This is a genomic window from Candidatus Frankia nodulisporulans (assembly GCF_902806475.1).
GTDB classification, from domain to species: Bacteria; Actinomycetota; Actinomycetes; order Frankiales; family Frankiaceae; genus Frankia; species Frankia umida.
Window position 1 is genome coordinate 1 of sequence record NZ_CADCWS010000237.1, and the last position, 6,459, is coordinate 6,459.

Annotated in this window: 5 protein-coding genes; all 5 read right to left on the bottom strand. The window is 72.6% G+C overall.

Translation table 11 applies throughout. The annotated features are described in order from the left end of the window. Positions 1-219 precede the first annotated feature (219 nt). Entirely contained in the window at positions 220-2,151 is a 1,932-nt protein-coding gene (locus G6R24_RS22655) for an ArnT family glycosyltransferase (RefSeq protein WP_225438643.1), read from the bottom strand. Then, a complete protein-coding gene (locus G6R24_RS16985) occupies positions 2,148-3,986 on the bottom strand; it encodes a glycosyltransferase family 2 protein (protein ID WP_225438644.1) in 1,839 nt (612 codons plus the stop codon). The genes G6R24_RS22655 and G6R24_RS16985 overlap by 4 nt, the downstream gene beginning before the upstream one ends. Positions 3,987-4,185: 199 nt before the next feature. Further along, positions 4,186-4,914 carry an SCO family protein gene (locus G6R24_RS16990; RefSeq protein WP_163550209.1) on the bottom strand — a complete coding sequence of 243 codons (729 nt, stop codon included), beginning with the start codon at positions 4,912-4,914 and terminating at the stop codon, positions 4,186-4,188. After that, positions 4,904-5,344 carry a hypothetical protein gene (locus G6R24_RS16995; RefSeq protein WP_163550210.1) on the bottom strand — a complete coding sequence of 147 codons (441 nt, stop codon included), beginning with the start codon at positions 5,342-5,344 and terminating at the stop codon, positions 4,904-4,906. The genes G6R24_RS16990 and G6R24_RS16995 overlap by 11 nt, the downstream gene beginning before the upstream one ends. Further along, positions 5,341-6,459: galactose oxidase early set domain-containing protein (locus tag G6R24_RS17000; RefSeq protein ID WP_163550211.1), on the bottom strand; the 1,119-nt coding region annotated here is incomplete at its 5' end. The genes G6R24_RS17000 and G6R24_RS16995, both read right to left, overlap by 4 nt.

Genomic DNA, 6,459 nt, shown 5'->3' on the forward strand with positions numbered 1-6,459 from the left:
GGGGTCATCGGCCGGGTCGGTGGCTGGATGGCTGAAGCTGGTTCCGACCCTGGTCTGGCTGGCCTGCGTCGGTTTCTTCCTCGGGGCCCTGCTCGCCCTGTCCTAGACGTTCGCCCTGCCCGGACGCGCAGCCCCACCTGGCGGCCGGGGGCCCATGATCGGTCATGGGCCCCCGGCCGCGCGGCGCAGGGCGCAGGGCGATGGTCGCCGGGGGGCGGGTCAGCAGCGCAGGGCGGGCAGGCCGGCGCGGCAGCCGGGTGGGACGACCTGGCGGATCTCGATCTCGCCGTCGCCGAAGGACTGGAGCACGACCGAGTGGCGCAGGGCCTCGGCGACGGTGGGGACCTCGGTGAGCACCGAGTCCGGCGGCTTGCCCATCATCAGGTAGCCGACGTCCCGCCAGCCGTGCGGGAACTGGGCCTGGACCTGCGGGTCCAGGTCGAGTTTGTAGAACCAGACCGGGAGCGGCCGGCGGCCGGCGATGACGAGGTCGGTCCAGGCGATGTCGTCGGTGATGACCGTGCGGTGGTCGTGCACGTGGGCGAGGAACCAGCGGGTGGCGTCGCGGCTCGGGGCGCTCGCGTCGTCCGTCAGAGCGGTGTGGATCTTCGGGGCCCAGGCCCAGGTGAGCGCGATCGCGGCGGCGACCACCGTGACGGCGACGACCGCGCGGCGCAGCGCCGACAGCACCCGGGCGGCCAGTGTGCCGGCCGGACCGCCCGCGGCCAGCCACGATGCCCGCGGCCGCGGTGCCTCGAGGATGCGAGTGGGCACCGTGTCGGGTTCCGGATCACCGTACGCCGCGGCGGGGCGTCCCGTCGCCTCGTCGAAGGTGCGCTCGCTGGCCGACGAGCGTGGCGCGGGGATACCGGACGACGAGGTGACGTCGGGGTCGTCGGGGTAGGGACGTAGCGGGCCGCCGGGCCGGGAACGGCGCCGTGGCAGGACGGCGTCGAGCAGGACGGCGGCGCACAGGGCGGCGAAGGGCAGCATGGCGGTGACGTAGGGATTGGGCAGGTAGCCGTCGCGGAAGACGAAGCCGAACTGCAGCAGCAGCAGCACCGCGACGACTCGCAGGCGACGCAGCGCCAGCAGTGGGACGGCGGCGGCGATCCCGCCGAGCACCAGGTACGGGTCCAGGTCCAGCCAGGATCTGACCACGTTGTAGGTGTCGCTGCCACGGTCGAGGACACTGCCGCTGGACGCCCGGTCGAACAGCTGCCAGCGCACCGCCCATTCCAGTGACACGTGGCCGGGGCCCTCGAACAGCTCGTTCTTCGCCGCGGCGTAGAGCAGGTAGATGCCGCAGATCCCGATCAGACAGCCAAGGAAGTTGCGGCGTACGAACCGCCAGTTGCGGTCGTCGCGATGCTGGCGCAGCAGGATGTACAGACCGGGCAGGAACAGCAGCGTCGTCTCCTTGGACCAGAACGCGAACGCCATGAACGTTCCGGCGAGGGCGGCGGCCAGCAGACTGCGGCGCGGGGAGACGGCGGCGACGAACGCGGCGAGCAGCCACATCACCCCGATGTTGTCCAGGAACGCCATCCGCTGGTACCAGATCGCCAGCGGTGACAGGGAGAAGACCAGCACCGCGGCGGCGGAGAAGAAACGACGCAGGCCGAGAAGTCGACCGAACCGGTAGATCAGCACGCAGCTGACCAGGTGCAGCAGGAACATGAGCTCCCGGGCGGCGGTGACGGCGGTGGTCGCGCGGTGGAAGCCGTCCGTCAGTTTGGTGTAGATCGCGATCAGCAGCCATCCGCCGAACGGGTGGTCGTACCAGTAGGTGTAGTGGGCGATGCGGTTCCAGTACTGCATCGAGTAGGCCTGCGCGGCGTAGGTGCCCTCGTCGTCGGTGACCCGGCCGGGCCAGCCATCGAAGTTCACACCGTGGACGACGGTGACGACCGCCAGCAGCGCGGCGACCAGTACCAGGCTGTGCCGGTGGGCCCGCCCCCAGGCGGCGCCGCGGGCGGCGAGCCCGCGCAGCGCGGTCACGGTCCACGCGGTGGCGCTCGCCGGCGGTGCCAGGACCTGCGGCGTGAGGACCTGCGGCGTGAGGAGCGGCTGCGCCGAAACCGGTGATGTGAGGTCCGGTGATGCGGGGTCCCGCGTCCGGTCGGGGCTGGTCAGGTCGGGGCTGGTCATGAGGGGGCTCCTGCGGGGACGCGGCCGGTGCCGGCTCCGGCGCCGTGGTGGGCGCCGGAATGTGAGGTCTTCTCCCAGTCGACGCGGCCACGCAGCAGGCGGGCGGTGGCGCGGACCGCGGCGATCGACAGGACGAGCTGGTAGAATGGGGAGCTGAGAATCAGCCGGGCGCTGTCCCACCAGCTGATGTCCAGGTCGTACGCGTCGGCGAACTCACGAAAGGCCGCCTGCTCGGAGCAGACCGTCATGACGGTGGCGCCCAGCGGCAGGCAGAAGACGATGACCAGACCCGTCGGCGCGGCGAGGAACCAGGTCAGCACCAGCGAGACGGGCAGCAGTATCCCGGCCATCGCCTGGAAGAACGGCATGGTCAGCATCTCGGCGGCCATCAGTCGCTGCCGGGTACCGGGGAGCAGGCGCCAGTCCCCCTTGAACAGGACCTGCATGAATCCCATCATCCAGCGGGTCCGTTGGATGACGAGCTTCGTCAGGCTCTCCGGCGTCTCCTCCCGGGTGGTCAGATCCGGGTGGTAGAAGACGGTGGTGCGCACCCCGGCGACCGAGGCCCGCACCCCCAGATCGCAGTCCTCGGTGAGGCAGGTGACGTCCCAGCCGTCGAGGGCGTCGAGCACCTCCCGGCGGATGAACACGGTGTTGCCGCCCAGCGGGATGAACCGCGCCCGCGCCTGGAAACGCAGCCGGGACATGAACCAGATGTAGTACTCGAGGCAGTTACGGGCCCGCCACCAGGACGTGTCGGTGTCCAACCGGCGCAGCACCGGGCGGGCACCGCCGTCGGTGGGCTCTCCGCCCGGGGCGCGGACGTTCATCAGCTGCACGCCGCCCTGGAAGATGCCGACGTCGGACTGGCGCAGGGCGAGGGTGTTGACGTAGGAGAGCAGCCCCTCGGCGATCAGCGACTCGGCGTCGACCACGCCGATGAGGTCACCGGTGCAGTACTGGCGGGCGTTCTCCAGGGACAGCGGCTTGCTGCGCTGGCTGCCACGCGGGGCGATGACATGGACGTTCGGGTGCCGCGCGGCGATGTCCTCGGCGATCTGGCGGGTTTCCCGGTCGACCTCGTCGTGCGACACCATCACCACCAGTTCCACCAGGTCCGCCGGGTAGTCGCCGGCCAGGACCTGGGTGAGCGTGCGGCCGAGGATCGGCTCGTCGCGGGCCGGGACGATCAGCGAGAAGCGGTGCCGCGGGGCGAGGGTGTCGGCCAGATCGACGTGGTCCACCCGTTCGGGGCGCTGCCAGCTGAACTGACCGCGCACGAGGGTGAGGACCGCGACCACCAGCATCGACAGTGAGACGCCGGTCCACAGCGCCAGCACCACGGCGTGGTGGTGTTCGGCCGCGCGCACGACCAGCAGCACCGCGAGGGGCGTCGCGGCCAGCCCACAGGCCAGCCGCCGACGTCCCGGTCGGGCCGCGCGCACAAGGTCACCGAGATGGCCCAGCACCAGGATCGCGCCCGAGGCCACCAGCGCACCGCCGAGGGCGCCGGCCCACACCGGCACCGTCGACGACCCACCGAGCCGGCCCGTTCCCACCTCGCCGGCGGCCAGGTAGACGTACCAGCCGGCCGCCTCGCAGGCGAACTGGACGGACCGCGGCAGCCGGGCACCTCGATGATCGTCGAGGCCGACGGCCACCGCCTCCCGCGGGCCGCCACGGCCGCACGTCCGTGGCATGAGCACGGCCAGCGCCATCGGGAGGAGGTAGGCCATCTGCCGGTCCACGGCCAGCGGGCCGGCGCACAGCACGGTCAGCGCGACATGCGTCGCCACCCCGCGGCCGGCTCCGGCCAGCCGCCGCGGCGTGGGCACGCTCCCCCGGCCGCCGCGTTCCCGGGTCCCCCGGTGCGAGCGGGGTGGGGCGGGGTCAGGGACGGCGGTGGCGAGGGGAGCGGCAGCGGGGTCTTCCTGCGCGCCTTGGTTTGCGGTCAAGAGATACCTGCCTGGGAAGGACGGAACGGCCGCCGGCGGTCGGAGCTGGGGATTCGACGGGTCACAGCGAGGCGACGGGTCACAGCGAGGCGGCGAGCCGCGGGAGGTCGGCGACGTACTCGGCGACCGTCGTCGCGGCGAAATAGCGGACGCGGACGTGGTTGTCGGGGCCGATCGCGAGTACCTGGGCGGCGTGGCTGACCAGGTAGGAACCCTGACCGCCGCGGGGATCACCGTCGGCGCGGTCGGCGGTGGCCAGTGGCACACCGACGGCCCGCTGCGCCGCGGCGAGCTGCGCCGGGGTGCCGGTGAGACCCACGAAGGCGGGGTCGAACTGGTCGAGCCAGCGGCGCAGCGCCGCGGGGGTGTCGCGGTCGGGGTCGGTCGTGACGAACACGACCGTCACCTGCCGGGCGACCCTCGCCCCCACCACCTGACGGGCGGCGGCGAGGTCGGCCATCGTCGTCGGGCACACGTCGGGACAGTGCGTGTAGCCGAAGAACAGCAGCGTGGCGCGTCCGGCGGTGGCCTGGGCGAAGTCGTACGGTCGCCCGCCGGTGTCGGTGAGTGCGAAGGACGGCCGGGGCTGCGCGGTCGGCACGGTCGGCGCGACGACGCCGTGCCAGTCGCCGGTCCAGGTCGCGCTCGCCGTCGCCGCGGCGGCCGCCGGGAGGCCGACCGCCGCGGGACTTCGAGCCGGCGTCCCGGCGCAACCGGCGGCCAGCAGCGCGGCGGCGGCAGCGGCCAGGGCCACCGCCGGCCGCGCGGGGCCCGATCTGTCAGCAGCACCCGATCTGTCAGCGCGCACAGAGCACCGCTCCTCGCACGGCCGCGAGCAGGGTGCCGGCGAGGCGGCGGACGTCCTCGCCGATGACACGGACGCCGTTGATGCCGTGGGCCCGCAGGAAGGCACAGTCGATGCGCTGACCGGGGGGCGGGGTGCGGGGCACGCACACCCGGCGGCCGGTGTCGGCGGCGACGTAGTTGTTGTCGCAGCCGTCGATACCGAGCGCGACCGGGGACGGACTGCCGTTGCCGCGTGGCACCACCCGGCCGGAGAGCTGACCGGGTGGTGCCACGGCGGCGGCGACGGGCACCCCACGGCCGGGGGGTGCGGGGTGCCCGTCGGGTCCGGTGGGCAGGCCGCGCTGGACCAGGACGACCGCGGCGCCGTTGACCAGCACCACCACCAGCGCGACGAGCACCAGGGTGCCGCGGCGCCCGCTGTGGCCGGTCATCCGATCCGGACCCAGCGGGCGACCGAGGGAACCCCGGCGGTGTTCTGCGCGAACATCATGTAGTACCCCGGCGGTAGCAGGTTCGGATTGGCGGGGACGTCGACGTTGATCTGGCCGTTCTGGCCGGCGGTGACCGGCAGGTCGACGCTGCGCTGGTTGGGGTCGGCCTGATGGGTGACCGACGCGGGGCGCAGCAACGTGACGCGACCGATGTCGCCGGTGACGCCGAGGGTCTGATGGGAGCCGTAGCCGAAGGTGGCGGCGGCGGTGATCGACGGCCGGGTCCGGGTCATGTACCACGGCCGGTAGACGGAGATGATCTGGCTGAACGAGCCGTCCAGCGGGTTGTTGCCCAGCGCCGCGACGCTGCCGTCGGGCAGCAGGAAGGCCTGCGAGTGGTAGGTGCGGTCCTGCGGATCGGCGGGCACCGAGGTGAAGTGGTTGGTCACCGGGTCGTAGAGCGACGCCTCGTGCACCGGGTCGGAACGCAGGTGCCGGCCGCCGCCGGTCTCCAGGACCAGACCGTCGGGCAGGATCACCGCGCTGACGTACATCTTCGCCGCGGGCAGGTTCGGCCCGGGCTGCCAGTGCGGGTCGGCCTGGCGCAGGTCGATGAGGTCGGTGCTGGCGATCGCGTCGGCGCCGGCGTCGCCGTTGCCGCCGCCGAGGGTCAGTACCCGGCCGGCCTGGGCCGGTGGCAGCAGCACCGAGGCGCCCTGGTCACGCAGGTTGACGTCACGCAGGCCGGGGACGTCGTTGACGGTGGCGGTGGCGGTGGCCGGATCGTAGATGTTCGAACCGGCCGCGGTCGGCGCGTTGCTGAACGTGTGGACGCCGGCGTAGAACAGCCGTCCGTCGGACATCAGTTTGAGTTCCGGGTAGAGCCCCCAGAAGAAGAACGTCTGGGGTACCTGGGCCGCCGGCAGCCAGCGGCCCTGGGTGCTGTCGAACTGTTCGGTGGCCACACTGCCCGCCGCGTTCTGGTCCAGCCCGCCGACGGCGATGACGTCACCGGTGCCGAGCGCGGTCAGGCTCGGATACCAGTGGCCGCCGCCGGGAAGGTCGTTCGTGACGGTGTAGGTGCCCGCCACAGGATCGAAGACATAGCTTTTCGC

Excerpts from the sequence above, each read along its gene's own strand:
- G6R24_RS22655 (WP_225438643.1), bottom strand. The coding sequence starts at position 2,151 with ATGACCAGCCCCGACCTGACCAGCCCCGACCGGACGCGGGACCCCGCA.
- G6R24_RS16995 (WP_163550210.1), bottom strand. The coding sequence starts at position 5,344 with ATGACCGGCCACAGCGGGCGCCGCGGCACCCTGGTGCTCGTCGCGCTG.